Genomic DNA, 18,651 nt, shown 5'->3' with positions numbered 1-18,651 from the left:
ATCCGAATTTGCCGGTACTTGGCCTGACAAAACGTGCCGCCGCACAACAGAGGAGATCGTTTATCCGTCCCAACCCTTAAGCTGGTCGATACGGTCTTGAGCTACGCGCGCAGAGCTCGATGGCATCTTAATGCGGCGCGACCGGATGCGATTGACCGCATTATGGTTTCTGCGAGCGCCGTGTGTAAGGACATCGGGCGGGAAGTGAATTGGCTCATAACCGATCATTCGTTGCATATCCACGCGCCTGCGCAGGACAATCCGGTTACCCTTGCGTTCAATCAGACCTTCGGCGGAAAGCTGGCTAAGGTTCTTGCTGATCGACACGTTGGTCAATCCGATCAAATCCCCAAGCTCCGATTGGGTAAGGGGTATCTGGACCTCGTCTTTGTCGGTCGTGCTCCCGAACCGGTCATTCAACATCAGCAACAGACATATCACTCGCTCACGCGCCGTCATTCGCCCCATTGCCACGAGTGACCTGACCAGAACCGACTGCATCTCAGCAGCTTTGTGCAGGAAGTATGTCGCGATTGCAGGGGTCAGAAAGGAAGGAGATAAAAATGCGCTCATCGGAATCGGTTGTAGTACGCAGTCGCTGAGGCTGCGTAGGGACCCCAGTGTGCGGGCGCTGCCTAGATCGGTGAAACCAACCATGTCACCTTCCTTGTAAAGAAAGATGATCTGGCGCTGACCATCCGGCAGAACGCCGTAGGAATAAAGGAAACCAGACTTAACAAGATACAGAAAATCTGCCCTATCGCCTTCGTGCTGGATATCAACTCCACGGTCAAAGGCGACGGGAGGCAGGCTGCACCTGAGCAAAGTCGAACGAACCGCAGCTGCGACGGATAATGGCGTGTCGATATTGTTTCCTGCGAAAAGAGAAGACATTGTTACCTACCATTCTACCATACGTTTACTAATCAACGGCTTCTGTACTTGATAGGTTCCTTCCTAAAACACCCTTTCCGCACGATGTTTCCGATGGAATCACCTTAGCGGGCCAGCCTGCACTTTCTGTCGAAAACCCCCGCCGGGCCGATGGTGCTGACCTCCACCTGATCCAGTTTAACGGACGGCAAGCGGAACGCCGCGACGTTGTATTTGGCCTGCCGCCCGGCCCGCTGCCGTGTCTGCATAACGCCCCCGGTCGGTGACGATTTCGCTTTTTCTGCCGATAACCTTCGAACCTTTAAAGCATTTTAAGGCAGGGTATGCCGTTCATGGCTCATCATGGAGGTCTCGCAGTCAATTGAATAATGAGCAAAGGAATCAACTATGAACCGCCCACCTTCGCGCTACCGTGACCCAGAGCAGCAATTTGAGAATCGTTCACGCAACAGCCAGCTTGGATCTGCAACCAGGGGGGGTGCTGTCAACGATCCCACGTTGAACGAGTCATGGCACGCGCCGTCTTTCAACAGATACGGCCCCGACTATTACGGTCCCAATCAGGGATATGGCGAAAATTTCGGATCCCGACAGAGCAATGAACGGGGTTTTTTCGATAAGGCCGCCGATGAAGTGCAATCGTGGTTCGGCGACGAAGACGCGGAACGGCGGCGCGAGCAGGATCACCGTGGCAAGGGGCCGCGCAATTACAGAAGATCAGACGAGCGTATTACCGAAGACGTAAACCAGCGGCTTTCAGATGACCGTCATGTGGATGCTTCGGATATCGAGGTTTCTGTTGCGGATAGCGAGGTAACCTTGACCGGGACCGTAGATTCACGCCAGGCAAAACGACATGCCGAAGACTGCTGTGACGCGGTCTCTGGGGTAAGTCACGTTCAGAATAACCTCAGGGTGCGTAAGACCACGGAACCTTCACAGGCTCCACTCGTTTAGAGTCACTACATCACTGTCCGTGCCGCTTTTTGCTGCACGGGCAGTGAGCCCAGTTATTCTCAGGACACATAGATGATCGAATTTTCCGGGTACGCGATGCGTGCTCTATTTGCTGACGCTTGCGATTTGTCGGTCGAAAGCGACCGCACCAGAAAGAACGAACCTTTGGTGCCGTGGGCCTTCTGTCAAATGGCTGGTTTCGACAACCGGCCTTTAGCGCGGCGCTGACGTTAACTGTGCTCAGCCTTCAGGGCTGGTTCCATGAATTTATGAAAACGCGAATAGCGTGCCTGATGATCCTGCGCGGTCATTGGAATAGGACCTGCGAAAGGAGGAGGTGCAATGGCTAAATCTACGTTAATGTTCTGGGCCATCTTTGGGCTCGCCGTCATCCTGCCCAAGGTGATTTTGGTCGTGACGGTTGCGGTACTGACCATGCAGACCGTGCTAATCCTTGTCAGGCTGGGGGCCAGGGTTTCAGCGGGATCGAGCCCAAAGACCCAGGGGAGGGATGTCTGTCCCGTATTCTCGGTTCATGTAGCCATTCACAACGAACCGCCTATATTGGTGAATGCGACGTTGCACGCGCTGTTCAGGCAGGAATTTCCCAGTGACAGGGTCGAAATTATTGTCATCGACAATAATACGACCAACCCTGCGCTCTGGTCTCCGGTAGAGTGTGAATGCAGTCTGCTCGGGGATCGGTTCCGCTTTCTTCATCGCGAGGGCGTTATCGGTGCGAAAGCCGGAGCGCTCAACATAGCCCTGGATCACACAAGACCCGATGCAACGCATATCGTCACCATTGACGCGGATTACGTGGTGCAGCCCAATTTTCTTGCCGATGCCGAACGGGCGTTGAGGCGGACCGGAGCGGATTACGTCCAATTCCCCCAGGCGTATCGCCGCACAGACAGTATCGCCCAAGGGGTAGATATTGAGCTTGAAGAATATTTCCGTTCCGAAGCTCGCATGGCAGACGATGCCGAAGCCGTCTTGCTGACCGGTACGCTTTGCGTCATCTCGAAAGCGGCCTTGCTTTGCGTGGGTGGGTGGTCCGGACGCACCACTACCGAAGATGCGGAACTGGGGGTCCGTCTGTGCAAGGGTGGGTTCACCGGGCGATATATACCCAAAGTGGTGGGAAATGGCCTATTGCCCCTGACGCTAACTGATTTGCTGAAGCAGCGCTATCGGTGGACCAGTGGCAATCTGCGTACGCTGGTGCTGTATCTGCCAAATCTACTTTGGCACAGCGGCGCATTGCGCACCCGACAAGTCGTTGCGATCATCGCGCAGCTTGGCGCATGGCTGAATTTTGGTCTTGTTCCTGCCGCAGCGTTGCTAGCGACGGCGCTGTTCAATCCGGCCTTCACTGTGCTGATGACCGTTGCGGCAGTTTCCATACTGCTTGCTCTCGGAGACATCATAAGCCGCCTGATGACCCGCAGCATCAAGGAAACCGAAAGCCTTGCCCTCGGTGTCGCTGCCATCACCAGTCGTCTCGCCCTGGCACCCGCTGCGGCACGCGCCACCGCCGATGCGTGCTTTTCCGGCACACAGAAATTCATAGTGACGCGCAAATTTGCGTCGTCACATAATTGCCATTCTCACGTGCCACTAGACCATATGGTTTTATTTGCCCTTGCCCTTTCAGCTCTTTGGAACGTGCGTGAGTTGTCGCTCACCATTCAATTGGGCGTGGGCGCTCTGACTCTGCCTCTTCCGGCCGCATGGTGGGTTACAGAACAACTCACACGCTACCGCAGTGTTGCCTTTCACACCCCAGACGCAAAGGAGATCAGCGCATGAGCAGCGAAAAGGACCTGCGCGTCGACATCATTATTCCCACATTCAACCGCGCCCATCTTATTGAACGGGCCGTGCAAGCGGCGCTGAACCAGTCATACTGGAACCGCTTGGTCACAGTGGTTGACGACGGATCCAACGACGCGACGGAACACGTGCTTCAGCCGTATTTTTCGAGACCTGATTTCAGCTACATTCAGCTAAAGAAGAATCTTGGCACTGCGTCTGCCAAAAATGCAGGCCTGCTGCTGACCGGCGGACCGGCCGTCACCTTCCACGACTCGGACGATATCGTGCATCGCGACAAGGTCTTGCGTCAATTACGTGTGCTGACACGCCAAGACGTCATGGCTAACGAATGCCTGAACTGGGCACCCAGCGGCAAGCAGAGCGGCACACGTATTGATGTTGATGCCGTGTTGACACATCACTCCCTTATTCTACCTGATGGCCGGCAGGTCGACATTCGGCGGAACCTGTCGCTCATTGATGACGTCTTTCCCAATCTTCAGATGGGTGCGGAGGTGCCGGGCGACTGGACCCATGTGAATTCCGGCCTGTTCCGGCAAGACGTTTTTGCGCGTTTTGGGGGTTTTGAAAATTGTATTGAAGAAGATCGGGAATTTCGCAATCGCATTATCCTCAACGGGGCAATTGTCTGGGTGATCCCTGAATTGTTGCTGACAAAAATCGAAACCTCGGACAGCCTGACCCAGTCGGCTGCATCCGATTACGATAGCGCGCAACGACGGGCGGACCGTGACATGGTCTGGGCCAAAGTTGCTGAATGGCGCAGCACAGGCAAGATCGCACCTGTACCCGTCGATCTCCCGGATCTTGAGATCGAATTCGCCAGCAATCCGGCTGCGTTGGTAGCCAGAGACATTCCAATGTCGAAACGAACCGCCAAAACGGTCCGGGACGTCATTGCGACCAGCTGGAAGCAACCTGTGATTAACACGAAGGAGGCGGCCGAATGAGTATACAGGCGCCAAGGATCGGGATCGTCGATACCTGTTGCCCCGCTCCTTATGGTTTGGGCGTGCTCGCGACGCGCCCTTTGGGGGGCACAGAGGCCACCGTTCTAAAAATCGTTCACGCGCTTCAGGGCAAATTTCGCTTCAGCCTCTTCCAACGGAATGCACCCACAAGCAACGGGTCCGGAGGGTGTGCGATGCATCCGCTAGACAAGGCTTTCGAGGATCAGTCATGTCAGGCGTTTCTTGTCATAAATTCGTGGAAGGTTGCGTGTCGCCTGCGGAGGTTTCACCCGCAGGCCCCGATCGCGGTGTGGCTGCATGTACATCCGGGCCGTCACAATCGACAGATGGGGGCGGCACTGGCCAAGGCCAATATCGACGTGATCTGCGTATCAGATAGCCAAGCGCGACAGCTTTCGGATTTTTTCGGGTCGGGGCCACAACCCGAAATCTCGTATATTCATAACCCTATCGCGAATGATCTTGTCCCTGACGATACCCCGCGCAATCCGGACCGTTTGTTCTTTTGCAGTTCACCGCACAAAGGGCTGCGTCAGGTGTTTCGGCAATTTGCGGCCCTGCGCGAACGTTTTCCCAGGCTCACGCTCGAGGTAGCGGACCCTGGCTATCTGTCATGGGATACCGGCAAGATCCCCGAAGGGGTCTGGCTCAGAGGTTCTCTCGCGCATGACCGCCTGATTGCCAGAATGCGACGGGCGCTTTGCCTGTTTTACCCACAAGACAGCTTTGCCGAAACCTTTGGGCTGGTGATTGCGGAAGCAAATGCGGTCGGAACGCCGGTTCTGGTGCAGCGCGGTTTGGGTGCCAACGACGAAGTTGTAAGCGGTGATGATCAGCTCATCGATTCCACCGACCTGGACCAACTTTCAGAACGTATCCGCCAGTGGCAAACCGAATTTCCTAGCGTCCAGTGCCAACCGTGCTTTCGGCTTGGCTATGTCTCTGCGCGTTGGCAGCAACGACTTGAAAGTATGCTGAGTTGTGCGGCATCGCATAACCCGACCACAGGCCCGGCGCATCGGAATACCACATTATTCTCAGAATTTCGTGGCCCTAAGTTTGCAGAAAACTATGTGAAACCAAACAGGCTTCGCCACGACGGTGAGGGCAAACGCTACTTCAAGGAGTTCCAATGCAAGTAAGACTACCAGAGCTCGAGCGCAAATATTGGAAATGTACAGACCCGTGGTTATTGCAAACCGACCCATTGGGACACGAGATATGCAACGCCATTTATTCTGCATTATCCAAAGAAACGTATCGCTCAGCGGTCGAGCTAGGATGTGGAAACGGTGCGCTGGCCGGGCGCCTTCGCCAGCGTTGTGATAACTATGTCGATATAAACGGTGCCGCAAAGGCACTATTGGCTGCTCGGCAGTCGGTATCCGGTCGCGGGAAAATCCGGCGCGAATTTCCGTGCCCCCTACCTGACGGAGATCATGACTTGATCATACTGTCAGATATTCTCTATTTTCTTGATGCCGACGAAATTCGCGAGCTGGCCAAACAAATTTCGCAATCCTGGTCCGGTGCCGAGATCATCAGTTTTACATATTTTCCCGAAGATCCGCAGGTTGTGAATGGCGGAAACGCGTTTGAAATTTTCAAGCAGGCTCTTGCGGCAGATTTTACTTTCAAGACCACGAAGCACGCCTCGGGTTATCAGATTGATCATCACGTACGCGCCGATCAAAGCCTTTATAATTAAGCTGCGTTTTCCAGCTAGGCCGACATCGCGACACAGTATGGTCGAGGGTAGCACCGTGGTTTTTTACAAATAATTACAAAAAAGCGCAAATATTGACATTGGTACTTGCTTTACTCGACGTAACGTTAAAAGCTGGCATTTGAACGCGGGAGTCTTGTTGTCAAATCCGCGTCACCCAGGGAGGAACGTTATGAAATTCAACAGTACAACTGCGCTAGCTGCTTCGACCTTCGCGGTGCTTGGCCTTTTGCCCGCCATGGCCACCGCCGAAACCAAGCTTAAATGGGCGCATGTCTATGAGACAAGCGAACCCTATCATACCTGTGCCGTAGCGGCGAATGACCTGCTGATGAGCTCCACCGATGGCCGATATGGCATCGAAGTTTTCCCGGCATCGTCGTTGGGCAAGGAGGTGGACATCAACGAAGGTCTTGGCTTTGGAACGGTGGACATCATCTATACCGGACAATTGTTCGCGGGTCGGTCATACGGTCCAATAGCCATTGGCGGGGCACCGTTCATGTTCCGCGACTATGATCATTGGAACAAGTACCGCAACTCCGATCTGTTCAGCGAATTGTCGCAAGGTTACACCGATGCCACCGCCAACCATATCACGGCGATGACCTATTACGGTGCACGGCACGTCACATCGAACAAACCAGTTCTCAAGCCCGAAGACATGAAGGGCATGAAAATCAGGGTGCCAAACGCACCTCTCTATATGATGTTCCCGCAGGCTGTTGGCGCCAATCCCGCGCCCATTGCTTTTGCCGAAGTCTATCTGGCGTTGCAGCAGGGCACAGTGGATGCCCAAGAGAACCCGCTTCCTACCATCAAGGCCAAAAAGTTTTACGAGGTCCAGACCAATATCAACCTTACTGGTCACATTACCGATGCATTGCTTACGATCGTCGGCGGACCGGCCTGGGATGCCATGGATGAAGCGGACCGCAAAGCGCTGACTGACGTTACACAGCAAACTTCTGTCTGTGCGACCGACGCCATTATCAAAGCGGAAAATGAACTGGCTGATTGGTTCCGGGGCCAAGGTGTACAGGTCAACGAAGTCGATCGCGCGCCCTTTATCGAAGCGGTGAAGAAGCTGCATAACGGCGAAGCAGCGACTTGGGATCAGGCGACCTATGACCGGTTGCAAGCGATCGAATAAGCTTCGGTTTCATAGCACATCGTTTCGGGGCGCGGTTTGCGCGCCCTGACCACCTGTCCGAGGGTCATCGATGAAAATACCTGCAAAAGATACGCAAGTTACAGCGCCGCTGGAACTTGAGGACGATGAAATTGATCTGTCTGATCAACAATGGGATGACGGCATAGTGCTGATCCTGTTTTGGGTACTGGCGGGGATCGTCTTCTTACAGTTTTTCACGCGATATGTTCTGAACGATTCAGTCGCCTGGACCGAAGAAATTGCGCGTTTTCTACTGATCGGAGTTACGTTTATCGGGTCGGTAATGGCGACACGAAAGCAAAGCCATATCGCGGTTGAGTTTGTTTACCGCTGGGTGCCGCGCACCGGTCGAAGAATTGCTCAGTTCGTCATTGATGTGATTACCACGGCATTTTTCATTGTCCTTGCCATTCTCAGTGCGCAAATCGCTGGCCGGACCCGTCAGTTGATGGTGTCGATCGAACTGCCGAAAGCGTCGATTTACTGGGTCGTCGTTGCAGCGTTTGTCTGCATGGCGCTTTATTCCGCGTGGAACACCTGGGTCCACCTGCGTGACGGTACCTCAAAGTTGATCGACCCTGAAAAACATGCGGATGATATCCGCGCAATGGACTAGGAGCGCTCTCTTGGACATCATCTGGCTTTTCGTAATGCTCTTTGGGCTGCTGGTCTTCGGAGTTCCCGTCGCTGTGTCTCTTGCCGGTGCTTCGGCAGTCTTTATATTTGCCAACGGGTCGCCTCCGACCATGGTGGTCGCGCATCGCATGATCAACGGGGTCGACAGCTTTCCCCTGTTGGCAGTGCCGTTCTTCATTTTAGCGGGCAACTTGATGAACACGGCCGGAATCACGGAACGTATATTCAACTTTGCATTGGCAATGGTTGGTTGGATGCGTGGGGGGCTTGGCCATGTCAACGTCGGTGCAAGTGTTATCTTTGCGGGCATGTCGGGTGCAGCTGTGGCCGATGCGGGTGGACTTGGCGCGATTGAAATCAAGGCAATGCGTGACGCCGGATATGATCCGAAATTCGCGGTTGGCATTACCGCAGCTTCATCAACCATCGGGCCGATCATCCCCCCATCTCTGCCGATGGTAATCTACGGGGTCGTGGCGGGGACCAGTATCGGGCAACTGTTCGTCGCTGGGTTCATACCGGGCCTGCTGATGGCCGTAGCCCTGATGATCATGATTGCCATCATGGCGCGCACCCGTGGTTTCGGACGCGATCAGGCGTTTTACTGGCCGATCCTGTTCTCTACCTTCAGACGGGCGTTTTTGTCACTGCTTACTCCGGTGATTATCGTCGGGGGCATCTTGTCAGGGGCTTTTACCCCGACCGAGGCCGCGGTAGCCGCCTGTGCTTGGGCACTGTTTCTCGGAATCGTCGTGTACCGTACCCTAACCATCCGGCGGTTCTTGCGTGTTAGCTTTGACACTATCGAAACCACGGCCGTTGTGCTGTTGGTGGTAGGGGCGGCGGCGATCTTTGCCTGGATATTAACCAGCAACCGCGTCCCCGAACAATTCGCCGCAGGACTGTTGGCAGTATCAGACAAGCCGTGGGTGATCCTGATCGTGATGAACCTTATCCTGCTGGCGGTCGGTTGCTTTATGGAGACAGTAGCCGCCATCACCATATTGGTGCCAGTCATGCTACCCATCGCCGTGACCTTGGGCATTGATCCTGTGCACTTTGGCGTCATCATGGTGTTAAATCTGATGCTGGGGCTTCTGACACCGCCGGTAGGCATGGTGCTTTATGTCTTGGCACGCGTTGCGAAGATCCCTTTCGAACAATGCGTGGTTGGGACCGCACCGTTTCTGATACCGCTGGTGGTGGTATTGCTGCTGGTTACCTTCATTCCCGGTATAACGATGTGGCTGCCGACACTGATCTACCGATAAAGTCGGCTACGCCCGCTTCGCCAAGGCAAGCTGGGGTGCCTGGACCTCGCATCGGCGGTTGATCCACCGGTGCGAGGCAATCGTTGTCAGGAAAAGAGGGTTCCGCCATTGATATCGACATTGGTACCCGTAATGAAAGCCGCATCATCGGACGCCAGGAAGACTGCCAGCTTGGCCACCTCCTGCGACGTCCCTTCTCGCTTAAGAGGGGTGACATTCGCGACATGTGTACGCACCTCGGGTTTCGTAAAGATGTTATGAAAATCGGTGTCGATCATCCCCGGACAGATGGAGTTAACCCGGATATTGGGGCCCAGTTCTTTGGCAAGGCCACGCGTCAGCGTCATCAACGCCCCTTTCGCGGCTCCGTAGGCAGAAGCGCCGGGTCCGCCGCCGTCACGACCAGCCTGAGAGGCCAAGCCGACAATCGACGCTACTTGGGACATATGTGGTAGGCATGCGCGCACCATCAGCACGAAGGATGTCAAATTGACGTCCATCACCGCCTGCCAATGGTCCAACGACATCTCGGCAAGCGGCACGCGCTTGAGGATACCGCCCGTGACGTGGATCAGGCTATCGACCTGGCCGAACGTTTCGACGGTCTTGCTGACCAAGGCCGCTACGTCTGCTTCTTTCGTCATGTCACCCTGCTGGGCAAATGCCTCGCCGCCGCCGGCCTTGATTTCATCGACTGCGCTGTCAGCCCCTTTTGAACTCGCGAAGTAGTTGATCGCCACATTGGCTCCTTGGGCTGCCAGCTCCATAACGCAAGCCCGGCCGATGTCCCGCCCGCCGCCAGTCACAATTACAGTTTTTCCTGCTAAATTCATTTCGTTTCTCCTGCAAATACCTGACACAGGGGGCGGGCCCCGAACGCCGCCGCTTTTGCAGACACCGGTCTTGGTGGGTGGTCTGCCAACGCTTTCGGTGGCCCATCACATCTGTGTCGTCACTGCACATTTCCTATGTGAAATCCCTTTGATTAACAATACAAATTGTTACAAATAAGCTTTGCGATCGGCATCTTCGCAGGGCATCTCTAGGTTTGGAATATTTGCTCACGAATGTTTCCCACCGGGTCGCGCCAGATCGCAGGCAGTGATTTCCGGGGTCGGTTTCAGTCATATTGGTCATGATATGCTTATGCCAAAGCGATGGCTGGCGCTGGAGCCACTGCATGGAAATGTAAGGTAATCGCCACAAAAACCCTATTGTTAATATTTGTAAACATAGTGTAGTGTTTTTGGTAGTTGTCCGTGGGAAGGGGCGTAAGTGAAATTCAACACTCATTTCAATTCCACGGCACGTGCCATCGCGGCAGGGTTCGATTCGGCGGTCACGCCACCATTGGCCCGCGCGAAGGATCAGCGCGGCGGCAAAATTCGCGTTGTGGGTTATCCAACGTTGCTTGACCAGAAAGCGTTCATGTCAGAAGCCGGGGCAAAGACCGGGGGCGCTATAATCCGTAAACTGTGCCTGAACGGCGTTCTGTGGCCCCAGCCGGAGGCGGTCAAGCCACGTCGATCAGACCTGCTCGACTTTGGCGTCACAAACTTGGGGCTGATGGGTCAGCTGGTTCCCACAACCGACGTCATATCGCGTCCGTTTGCGTACAGAACCGCGCCCCGTGACAATATCTCCGATACACAGATACAAGAATTGAGGTTCGCAAAATGACCCATCCCACACCCGAGACCCTCGAAAAACTGGCGCGGGTCAGCACAGCAACGCTGACAACATCCCTGTTTCGGCGTGGCTTTCGGAACGTTTTCATTCAAGGGCCGCAGCGCATTAATCCGGGGCGAAATATGGTGGGGCCCGCCTATACGCTACGCTATATTCCCGCCCGCGAGGATCTTGACCGGTTGGAATCATTTGCCGATCGCGACAATCCCCAACGGAAGGGCGTGGAAGAATGCCCTCAAGGTGCAGTCTTTGTGATTGACTCGCGTCAGGATGCAACGGCCGCCTCGGCGGGGTGCATTCTGGCAACGCGGCTCCAACAGCGGGGCTGCAATGGAATAGTTACAGACGGCGGCTTTCGCGATACCCCCGAGATATCCGAACTAGACATGCCTGCTTATCACACACGCCCCAGTGCTCCTACCAATCTGACCAAGCATCACGCCGTGGCAATCAACGACCCGATTGCCTGTGGTGGAATTGCAGTGTTTCCGGGTGACATCATGGTCGGCGACAACGAAGGGGTCGTGTGTATTCCGCTTCATCTTGCCGAAGAAGTTGCCAATGAAACAACCGAAATGACCGTCTTCGAAGACTACGTTCTGGAAATGGTTCAACGAGGTGCCTCGATCTTTGGTCTTTATCCGCCGACAGACCCGCAGACCAAGGCAAATTTCCAACAGTGGCGTCAGCACAACAAAAGATGACGCCGTCGCAAAGGCCAAGAACTGGCGCTAGGTAAGGATACCGGGCTTTGCATCGCCGCGGTAGACACCCGCGATATACCCCAGGGTGACGGCTGCCAAAAGCCCGTTGCCCGACAAATATCCACTGTCGCCGCTGCCCGAAACACCGCAGGCCGCGCCCCCTGCGGCATGAAGGTTTTCAAATATACCGCCCTTGTTGTTGCGCACAAGCGCCGTGTCAGGGTCCGTCGCCAATCCACCCTGGGTGTGAAACAACGCGCCGGTTACCTTGACCGCACAAAACGGTGCCGTCAAAGGTTGGCCCCCCCAAACGCGGCCAAACACGTCGCTTCCCTCCACGGGGATATCCGCGATCGTTTTCTGTAACGCGGGGGCTGGCAGATCCGTTCGCTTGGCCAATTCATCGACACTGTGACCCATGATTACCGCACCTTGTTTTTCGGCGGTCTTGAAGTCTTCGAACTGGCGGGCAATCGCCGCGATCCGACTGTCGAAAATCACCCATGCCACGCCGTCTGGTTGCGATAGCACCGCGCGTGCCGCTTCGGAATATCCTTGTGCCTCGTTCCAGAACCGTTGCCCCGCGCTGTTTACCTGGACGCCGCCTTCGGTGATCGTGGCCCACGTGACCAGAATACCATGGGGGTGCGCGACGTTGCCGTGGCCCTGATAGGCACCCAAATGTCGGGTTTCAGCGCCAAGCGCCAGGCCCCAAACGACCGCCTCGCCCCTGTTGCCATCATGACCGAACCACACCGCTTTGTTGATTTCGCTCATGTACTCTGCCACCATTTCCCTGTTGCCGCCAAAACCGTTGCAGGCAAGGATCACTCGGGCGCAACCGATGGTTTCGGTGCTGGCATCGGGTAGCGTAACCTGAGCCCCACAGATGTGATTTCCATTCGCATAGAGCCGATTTGCCCGGCGATTGCAGATCAAAGGTATCTCAAGCGCCTCAAGACGCGCCCGCAACGCGTTAATCAGCTCTTGGCCCGAACGGCCCGGCAGTCCGTGCATCCGGCGACGACTGTGACCGGGATAGTCAAAATCAGTAACAACTGAAAACGGCAGACCATGCTCTTGCGCGAGCCATTCCAACACATGTGCTGCCTTGCCGGCCATTGCCGAAACCAGCGCGGGATCGTTTTCACCTTGCGCCTTGGCCTGAATATCCGCTGCGAAAAGCGTGGGGCTGTCTTCTATCCCCGCAGCCCTTTGAAAAACCGTATCTGCGGCGGGTATAAGTCCGGCGCTGAGCGCGGTCGAACCGGCCGGAACAGCGTCTGCTTCGACCAAAAGCACATCCTGTCCAGCCTCGTGCGCGGCCAAGGCCGCAACCATCCCGCATGCACCTGACCCAATGATCAGCGTTTCAACATCAAAGTCAAAGCCAGAGGGCGGTGCCGCGATATCAACACTTGCCATCGAACCGCTTTCCAAGCGCCAGCATATCCGGCGTTCCAATTGCGGCATTCAACCCGTCAAAATCATGCATGCGTTCGGAAAATGCCTTGTTAGACCCGTTTTCTTTCAGGCTGGCATAATAATCCTGCGCTGTTTTTGCCAACGCTCGCACAATGCCGCCCGGGAAGATTACGATGTCAAACCCAAGATCCTGAAGAACCGTCGCAGATGAAATCGGCGTAGCACCGCCTTCGACCATATTGGCCAGCAACGGAACACGACCCTTGAATGTGTCCGCGATCCTGGCCAATTCGCTGCTATCACGAGGAGCTTCGATAAACAGTACATCGGCACCAGCTTCGATATAGCTGCCCGCACGGTCTATCGCCGCATCGAACCCTTCGACGGCGATCGCATCGGTGCGGGCGATGATGAGCGTGTCGTGTCGACGAGCATCGGCCATCGCCGCTATTTTTCCTGACATTTCTTCTTTTGATATCAATGACTTGTCCGAAAGATGGCCACATCTTTTCGGGTAGGTCTGATCTTCGACCTGAAGCGCGGAGGCACCGGCCCGTTCATAACTTTGCATTGTGCGGCGCGCGTTCAGCGCGTTCCCGAAACCGGTGTCGGCATCCATAATTACCGGCAGGTCTGTACGATCGGCAATCAAAGCCATCGTGTCGGTCATCTCTGAAGCGGTGCTCAAGCCGATGTCGGGACGGCCAAGCCGGGTATAGGCGACAGCCGCCCCCGAAAGATAAAGCGCTTCGAATCCGGCATCCGTTGCCAACGCGGCGGTCAGACCGTCATAAACGCCGGGGGCGATCAGGATATCGGGTGCATTGATACGATTTCGCAGGGTCATCGGCTGTCTCCGAACTTGGTAGCAGCTTCGGCGCACGTCATGATTTCAGTCACGGACCCAAGAGATTTCAACGTTGCATTGTGTACGTCATCATTGAATGCCGCGCATCCATCGGACAACAACACCGTGTGGATATCGCGCAGATGCGCATCGCGCACAGTGCTGGCCACGCCGCCGTTGGTGACTATCCCACCAATGATCAACGTGTCGATCTTCATTGCACGCAGGATATATTCCAGACGCGTTTGATAAAACGCCGAATAGGCGACCTTTTCCACAGTGAAATCCGCGGGTGCCAATTGATCCACAAGAGAATGCCCAAAGCTGTTGGGTGCGAAGTCGCCCTTGGTCAGAAACGGGCGTAACTTCTTGAGGTGGGCCGCGATCAATGGATTACCATCGCGGCCCGGCACCAGCGTGAATTGCGCCGAGATATAAGTGCCTCCGGCCTTTGTCAGAGCCTGTTTCAAAGGGGCGATCCGGTCGGGCAGGGCGAGGATGCTGTCGGCCCCCTGGCCGGCGCGGCCGTAGGCCCCTTCCGGATGGAGGAAATCGTTCTGTAAGTCGATGGTCAGCAAAGCCGTCGAAGTCGCGTTCATGTCAAAGCCCTTTCAATCAGGGTATTGCCGTAGGTGTCGACCTTGCCTACAAGCCCCGGTTCGATCAACACAGTTGTGTCCGGTTGTTCAAGAATGGCGGGCCCGGTGATTTCGGCACCGATTGGCAACTCCAACCGACGGTAAAGCTTTGTCTCATGCCATGCGCCATCGAAATGTACCTGTCTTGTCCCTTTGAAAGCGGCATCGACACTACCAGCTTGCGGGGCAAGCGTCGCGAGGTCAAAGCGCGGGCGGCGACCCGTCACCGCTGAGCGCAGATTGATCACCCGGCGCGCCCCTTTTTCCAACAACCGGCCATAAGTCGCGCGATATGCTGTATCGAATGCATCCGCGATATCGGCTTCGGTGGGTGTCGTGACAAGCCCGTTGATTACCGCGACGGGCAAAGGCACGGATACAGTATGGGTCTGCCCCAAATAAGCCATATCAAGAGTGAATTCGGTATCGCGCCCCTCAAAATGGGTGCGCGCGGCATCCAGAGTCGCCAGACCGCTGTCCACGTGGTCCTGCATAAAGCGCGCCAAGCCGGGAAGGTCGATGCCGGCCAATGCCGCGTTGATCGTTTGGACGAAGTCCTGCCGCATGTCTGCGATCACACACCCCATGGCCGAGGTAACGCCGGGATAGCGGGGTATGATCGCACGGGCCAGCCCGACTTCGGCCATCATCGCCCCTGCGTGCAGCGCCCCACCGCCGCCAAACGGCATGAAAGCAAAACGCTTTGGGTCGAAACCCCGTTCAATAGAGACTAGTCTAAGCGCCCCGGCCATCCGACTGTTTGCGACCCGAAGAATAGCTTCGGCACCCTGCAATGCATCCAGCCCCAACGGCGCGCCTACGTGGTGCAGGATCGCGGCGCTCGCCGCTTCGACGTCAAGCCGATCCAGCTTGCCGCCAATCGGGTTATCAGGGTCTATTCGGCCCAAAACCACGTTGGCATCTGTCACTGTCGGGCGTGTATTGCCCTGACCATAGGCGACCGGACCCGGTGTGGACCCCGCGCTTTCGGGCCCGATGTTTAGCAGCCCACCCTTGTCGACCCACGCGATTGACCCGCCGCCGGCACCTATGGTGGTAATTTCGATCATAGGAGACCGGACAACCATCCCGAAATCAATCGAGGTTTGCTGCGATAGCATGGATTGGCCTTTGGCAATCAAGCTTACATCAAACGACGTCCCGCCCATATCGCCGGTGATGACATCCGGGAAACCTGCCGCTTGGGCGATATACCCCGCCGCGATGACCCCCGCCGCAGGGCCTGACAGCGCCGTTCGCACGGGCAATCGCGCGGCGGTATCTGCGTCCATAACCCCGCCGTTGGATTGGACAATCATGAATTCGCCGTCAAATCCTCCGTCGTGCAGGGCCGACTCCAACCGCGCCAGATACCCCGAAACTTCGGGTTGCAGATACGCATTGAGCGCGGTCGTCGAAAACCTTTCGAACTCGCGGATTTCCGGCAGAATTTCCGACGAGGCGGAAACATGTGAATTGGGCCAGAGATCCCGCACAGCCTCGACCGCTTGGCGTTCATTATCGGCATTGGCATAGCTGTTGGCAAAAAGAACAGCGCAGGCAAGACAGCCCTGGTCTATCAGGCTCTGCGCTGCGGCGCGTACCGCATCAAGGTCCACCGCAACCCTGATAGTGCCATCAGCGAGCGTGCGCTCGGGTACTTCCAGACGCAAGGCGCGGTCTACCACAGGGGTGAAGTTTCCGCGAAGCCCCCATGTTCGCGGGCGATCGCGACGGCGCATTTCCAGTACATCGCGCAAACCCTGCGTGGTGATGACACCGATTTTTGCCCCCTTGCGCTCCAGCAAAGCATTGGTACCGGCGGTGGTGCCATGCACGACCACCGAGACAGTTGACAGATCATCGACACGGGCATTGATGCCTGCCAAAAATCCACCTGACTGATCAGGGCGCGTGGTAGGGACCTTTGCGACCTGCGCCGTTCCCGAGGCTTCGTCCAGAACAAAGATATCGGTGAATGTGCCGCCGACATCGACGCCGATCATGCGATTTGTGCTTTTCATTGTTGGACCTCCGTCCATGCATCGCCATAGGTTTTGGTGGCATGGTCCGGCGTCAAAAGCCCGCCGGCGACATCGCGGGCAACCTCAGTAGCGGCGCGATCATTCGCGGGCCCGTACCCGCCGCCGCCGGGCGTATCGAGCCGCACTGACTGGCCGCGCTTCAGCTTTATTCCAACCATTTTCGACGCCATCGGCGGAGTGTGCCAACCGTCGTCCTGTTCATAGGAAAACAGGTTCATTGCCGCTTCCGCACCGCCAGCAACTCCCTTCGGGGCAAAGCGGCCCCGCTCTCCGAAAAGGAATGCCGTGGCCGATTCTTCCAGCACTTCGATCTCGTAAATCGCGCCCATACCGCCACGGTGCAAACCAGCCCCCGCGCTATCGGGACGCAGCGCCCATTGTTTGAACATGACCGGATAGGCGGCTTCCAGGATTTCTAGCGGGGGGATTGTGGCCGTAGAGATCGGAGCGTTACCGTGGTTCAAGCCGTCACTTTCGGGTGACCCGCCATGGCCACCGCCGTAAAAGCTGAACATCACCCAAGGCTGACCGTTTGCGCGTTTGCCCGAAATCGACAACGCGTTGATCGTACCATAGGCATTGGCGACCACTCGGTCCGGTGCCGCCTGTGACGCCGCCGCAAAAATCACGTCAACCATACGCAGGATGGTCTCGGTATAGCCGCCGACCGGGGCGGGAAACGGCGCAGACAACAGTGACCCGTCGGGAATTTTCACATCGATCGGGCGCATTACACCGGCGTTTGCCGGCAATCCGGGAAAGATATGCTTGATCGCGACATAGGCGGTGGCGACGGCAGTGGGCAGAGCGATGTTCACCGGCCCTGCGCAACGATCCGCTGTGCCTGTAAAGTCCAACGTCATCTGGTCACCCTGAATTTCCAGCGCGACCTTGATACGAAGAGGGGCATCTGTGATGCCGTCATTGTCAAGAAAGTCTTCCGCCTCCCAACGGCCATCAGGCAAATCCGTCAATTCACCCCGCATCAGCAATTCGGCACGATCCTGCAACGCATCGAGCGCGCTGCGCACTGTGTCAGCACCATATTCAGCCAGCAACTCATCCAATCGCCTGACCCCCAGATCCAACGCACCCAACTGGCCGTTCAGATCGCCCTGAGCAGATTGGGGCAACCGCGTATTGCGCATCAAAATGTCAATGATATCGGTTTGGACAACGCCCGCCCGAGCAAGCCTGACCGGCGGCAGAACGAATGCCTCTTGGAACGCGTCGGTGGCAGCCGGGTTATAGTTGCCCGGCACCGCCCCGCCGACATCATGCCAGTGCCCGACCGACGCAAGATAGCAAAACAGTTTGCCATCGTGGAAATAGGGCCGCACCAACCGCATATCACTAAGGTGGGTGCCCCCAAGGTGGGCATCATTAAAGATATAGATGTCCCCATCTGCCAAATCGCCATTTTCGGCGGCCTTGTCGATCACCGCTTTCACGGCAAAGGACATGACGCCGACAAAAATGGGCAGCCCCGATTTTCCCTGAACCAAAGTGTCCCCGGATACGGCATGATACAACCCGTGCGACGCGTCGTGTGCTTCGGCGATAATAGGGTTGAAAGCCGCGCGAAACAGGGTCGCGTCCATCTCGTCTGCGATCTGCTCCATGCGGCCCGTCAAAACGGCTAGGGTGATAGGGTCGATATCCTGGGTCATGAATGTGCCTTTATTCCTGCGATGTCATTCCAGACGTCTTGGCAGAGGATGCAGCCGTGAAGGAGGGGCATGGGGCATTCTCTGCGTTATATGTATTTTTTGTAATACAGATTATCTAATGTGCATAGATCAAATATTTTGATCTTTTCAATATAGATATCTTGC

18 protein-coding genes are annotated in these 18,651 nt (G+C 56.0%); 11 read left to right on the top strand and 7 right to left on the bottom strand.

All coding sequences use genetic code 11. The features are described from left to right. Nucleotides 1-60: 60 nt before the first annotated feature. Nucleotides 61-894 (bottom strand): Crp/Fnr family transcriptional regulator, encoded by an 834-nt coding sequence (locus tag AC13DE_RS11215; RefSeq protein ID WP_446314120.1) that lies wholly within the window; start codon nt 892-894, stop codon nt 61-63. Nucleotides 895-1,281: 387 nt separating this feature from the next. Between AC13DE_RS11215 and AC13DE_RS11210 the strand changes: the two genes are divergently transcribed. From AC13DE_RS11210 to AC13DE_RS11170, 9 genes are all read left to right on the top strand, one after another. After that, nucleotides 1,282-1,851: a BON domain-containing protein gene (locus tag AC13DE_RS11210; protein ID WP_483047872.1), complete on the top strand. Its 570-nt coding sequence runs from the start codon at nt 1,282-1,284 to the stop codon at nt 1,849-1,851. Nucleotides 1,852-1,923: 72 nt separating this feature from the next. Beyond that, nucleotides 1,924-2,079 carry a hypothetical protein gene (locus AC13DE_RS11205; protein WP_483047871.1) on the top strand — a complete coding sequence of 52 codons (156 nt, stop codon included), beginning with the start codon at nt 1,924-1,926 and terminating at the stop codon, nt 2,077-2,079. Between the two features lie 114 nt (nt 2,080-2,193). Continuing rightward, nucleotides 2,194-3,663, top strand: coding sequence for a glycosyltransferase family 2 protein (locus AC13DE_RS11200; RefSeq protein ID WP_483047870.1), 1,470 nt, complete (start codon nt 2,194-2,196; stop codon nt 3,661-3,663). Continuing rightward, nucleotides 3,660-4,640 (top strand): glycosyltransferase family 2 protein, encoded by a 981-nt coding sequence (locus tag AC13DE_RS11195; protein ID WP_483047869.1) that lies wholly within the window; start codon nt 3,660-3,662, stop codon nt 4,638-4,640. The genes AC13DE_RS11200 and AC13DE_RS11195 overlap by 4 nt, the downstream gene beginning before the upstream one ends. Further along, nucleotides 4,637-5,803, top strand: a complete 1,167-nt coding sequence (locus AC13DE_RS11190; protein ID WP_483047868.1) for a glycosyltransferase — start codon at nt 4,637-4,639, stop codon at nt 5,801-5,803. Before AC13DE_RS11195 ends, AC13DE_RS11190 begins: the two co-directional genes overlap by 4 nt. Beyond that, nucleotides 5,794-6,369 (top strand): class I SAM-dependent methyltransferase, encoded by a 576-nt coding sequence (locus AC13DE_RS11185; protein WP_446295038.1) that lies wholly within the window; start codon nt 5,794-5,796, stop codon nt 6,367-6,369. The genes AC13DE_RS11190 and AC13DE_RS11185 overlap by 10 nt, the downstream gene beginning before the upstream one ends. Before the next feature lie 190 nt (nt 6,370-6,559). Further along, entirely contained in the window at nt 6,560-7,540 is a 981-nt protein-coding gene (locus tag AC13DE_RS11180) for a sialic acid TRAP transporter substrate-binding protein SiaP (RefSeq protein ID WP_483047867.1), read from the top strand. A gap of 70 nt (nt 7,541-7,610) precedes the next feature. Beyond that, on the top strand, nt 7,611-8,177 hold the full coding sequence (locus tag AC13DE_RS11175) for a TRAP transporter small permease (RefSeq protein ID WP_446295040.1): 567 nt from the start codon (nt 7,611-7,613) through the stop codon (nt 8,175-8,177). Nucleotides 8,178-8,187: 10 nt separating this feature from the next. After that, nucleotides 8,188-9,468, top strand: a complete 1,281-nt coding sequence (locus AC13DE_RS11170) for a TRAP transporter large permease (protein ID WP_483047866.1) — start codon at nt 8,188-8,190, stop codon at nt 9,466-9,468. Between the two features lie 86 nt (nt 9,469-9,554). Here the strand turns inward: AC13DE_RS11170 and AC13DE_RS11165 are convergent, their stop codons facing one another. Then, on the bottom strand, nt 9,555-10,301 hold the full coding sequence (locus AC13DE_RS11165; RefSeq protein WP_483047865.1) for an SDR family NAD(P)-dependent oxidoreductase: 747 nt from the start codon (nt 10,299-10,301) through the stop codon (nt 9,555-9,557). 442 nt (nt 10,302-10,743) lie between these two features. Here AC13DE_RS11165 and AC13DE_RS11160 point away from each other — a divergent pair, with 442 nt between their 5' ends. Both AC13DE_RS11160 and AC13DE_RS11155 read left to right on the top strand, forming a co-directional pair. Then, nucleotides 10,744-11,148, top strand: coding sequence for a hypothetical protein (locus tag AC13DE_RS11160; RefSeq protein ID WP_483047864.1), 405 nt, complete (start codon nt 10,744-10,746; stop codon nt 11,146-11,148). Continuing rightward, complete coding sequence (locus AC13DE_RS11155; protein ID WP_483047863.1) at nt 11,145-11,861, top strand: ribonuclease activity regulator RraA; 717 nt, start codon at nt 11,145-11,147, stop codon at nt 11,859-11,861. The genes AC13DE_RS11160 and AC13DE_RS11155 overlap by 4 nt, the downstream gene beginning before the upstream one ends. A 27-nt stretch (nt 11,862-11,888) precedes the next feature. Here AC13DE_RS11155 and AC13DE_RS11150 read toward each other — a convergent pair whose 3' ends face one another. Genes AC13DE_RS11150 through AC13DE_RS11130 form a run of 5 tightly spaced genes read right to left on the bottom strand, consistent with a single transcriptional unit; the run spans nt 11,889 to nt 18,486 of the window. Next, a complete protein-coding gene (locus tag AC13DE_RS11150) occupies nt 11,889-13,286 on the bottom strand; it encodes an FAD-dependent oxidoreductase (RefSeq protein ID WP_483047862.1) in 1,398 nt (465 codons plus the stop codon). Continuing rightward, complete coding sequence (locus tag AC13DE_RS11145; protein ID WP_446295046.1) at nt 13,273-14,133, bottom strand: isocitrate lyase/PEP mutase family protein; 861 nt, start codon at nt 14,131-14,133, stop codon at nt 13,273-13,275. Before AC13DE_RS11145 ends, AC13DE_RS11150 begins: the two co-directional genes overlap by 14 nt. After that, complete coding sequence (locus AC13DE_RS11140) at nt 14,130-14,732, bottom strand: cysteine hydrolase family protein (protein WP_446314108.1); 603 nt, start codon at nt 14,730-14,732, stop codon at nt 14,130-14,132. The genes AC13DE_RS11145 and AC13DE_RS11140 overlap by 4 nt, the downstream gene beginning before the upstream one ends. After that, nucleotides 14,729-16,795, bottom strand: a complete 2,067-nt coding sequence (locus AC13DE_RS11135; protein ID WP_446314107.1) for a hydantoinase/oxoprolinase family protein — start codon at nt 16,793-16,795, stop codon at nt 14,729-14,731. The genes AC13DE_RS11140 and AC13DE_RS11135 overlap by 4 nt, the downstream gene beginning before the upstream one ends. Continuing rightward, nucleotides 16,792-18,486 (bottom strand): hydantoinase B/oxoprolinase family protein, encoded by a 1,695-nt coding sequence (locus AC13DE_RS11130; RefSeq protein WP_483047861.1) that lies wholly within the window; start codon nt 18,484-18,486, stop codon nt 16,792-16,794. Before AC13DE_RS11130 ends, AC13DE_RS11135 begins: the two co-directional genes overlap by 4 nt. Between the last annotated feature and the right edge of the window lie 165 nt (nt 18,487-18,651).

The sequence above is a fragment of the Sulfitobacter sp. L-8 genome, assembly GCF_056859255.1.
This window is presented reverse-complemented; position numbering and strand designations above follow the sequence as displayed.

What these genes read in the sequence shown, in the direction of transcription:
- AC13DE_RS11215 (WP_446314120.1), bottom strand. Translation starts at nt 894, where the DNA reads ATGTCTTCTCTTTTCGCAGGAAACAATATCGACACGCCATTATCCGTC.
- AC13DE_RS11210 (WP_483047872.1), top strand. Translation starts at nt 1,282, where the DNA reads ATGAACCGCCCACCTTCGCGCTACCGTGACCCAGAGCAGCAATTTGAG.
- AC13DE_RS11205 (WP_483047871.1), top strand. Translation starts at nt 1,924, where the DNA reads ATGATCGAATTTTCCGGGTACGCGATGCGTGCTCTATTTGCTGACGCT.
- AC13DE_RS11200 (WP_483047870.1), top strand. Translation starts at nt 2,194, where the DNA reads ATGGCTAAATCTACGTTAATGTTCTGGGCCATCTTTGGGCTCGCCGTC.
- AC13DE_RS11195 (WP_483047869.1), top strand. Translation starts at nt 3,660, where the DNA reads ATGAGCAGCGAAAAGGACCTGCGCGTCGACATCATTATTCCCACATTC.
- AC13DE_RS11190 (WP_483047868.1), top strand. Translation starts at nt 4,637, where the DNA reads ATGAGTATACAGGCGCCAAGGATCGGGATCGTCGATACCTGTTGCCCC.
- AC13DE_RS11185 (WP_446295038.1), top strand. Translation starts at nt 5,794, where the DNA reads ATGCAAGTAAGACTACCAGAGCTCGAGCGCAAATATTGGAAATGTACA.
- AC13DE_RS11180 (WP_483047867.1), top strand. Translation starts at nt 6,560, where the DNA reads ATGAAATTCAACAGTACAACTGCGCTAGCTGCTTCGACCTTCGCGGTG.
- AC13DE_RS11175 (WP_446295040.1), top strand. Translation starts at nt 7,611, where the DNA reads ATGAAAATACCTGCAAAAGATACGCAAGTTACAGCGCCGCTGGAACTT.
- AC13DE_RS11165 (WP_483047865.1), bottom strand. Translation starts at nt 10,301, where the DNA reads ATGAATTTAGCAGGAAAAACTGTAATTGTGACTGGCGGCGGGCGGGAC.
- AC13DE_RS11155 (WP_483047863.1), top strand. Translation starts at nt 11,145, where the DNA reads ATGACCCATCCCACACCCGAGACCCTCGAAAAACTGGCGCGGGTCAGC.
- AC13DE_RS11150 (WP_483047862.1), bottom strand. Translation starts at nt 13,286, where the DNA reads ATGGCAAGTGTTGATATCGCGGCACCGCCCTCTGGCTTTGACTTTGAT.
- AC13DE_RS11145 (WP_446295046.1), bottom strand. Translation starts at nt 14,133, where the DNA reads ATGACCCTGCGAAATCGTATCAATGCACCCGATATCCTGATCGCCCCC.
- AC13DE_RS11140 (WP_446314108.1), bottom strand. Translation starts at nt 14,732, where the DNA reads ATGAACGCGACTTCGACGGCTTTGCTGACCATCGACTTACAGAACGAT.
- AC13DE_RS11135 (WP_446314107.1), bottom strand. Translation starts at nt 16,795, where the DNA reads ATGAAAAGCACAAATCGCATGATCGGCGTCGATGTCGGCGGCACATTC.
- AC13DE_RS11130 (WP_483047861.1), bottom strand. Translation starts at nt 18,486, where the DNA reads ATGACCCAGGATATCGACCCTATCACCCTAGCCGTTTTGACGGGCCGC.